This window comes from Bradyrhizobium uaiense, from assembly GCF_010811875.1.
Classification (GTDB): domain Bacteria; phylum Pseudomonadota; class Alphaproteobacteria; order Rhizobiales; family Xanthobacteraceae; genus Bradyrhizobium; species Bradyrhizobium uaiense.
On the sequence record NZ_VKHP01001270.1, the window covers coordinates 1 to 210 of the forward strand.

Annotated in this window: 1 protein-coding gene; it reads right to left on the bottom strand. The window is 62.9% G+C overall.

The genetic code is table 11. The features are described 5' to 3' along the window. A partial coding sequence (locus FNJ47_RS55910) for a transposase (RefSeq protein WP_163163970.1) occupies window positions 1–210 on the bottom strand: 210 nt, incomplete at both ends.

The window sequence follows — 210 nt, forward strand, 5'->3', positions numbered from 1 at the left end:
TGATGCTCCATCGGCTGAAGCGCCGGAACACGCTGTTCCAATCGCCGAAGACCTCCGGGAGATCGCGCCAGGGAGACCCCGTCCGCACGATCCACAGCACTCCTTCAACGAACATTCGGTTGTCGCGTCCGGTCGAGCCCTTCTGATCGGGGCGCCCTATGATCAACGGCGCCATCCGCTTCCACGCCGCGTCGCTCAATACCAAACGGT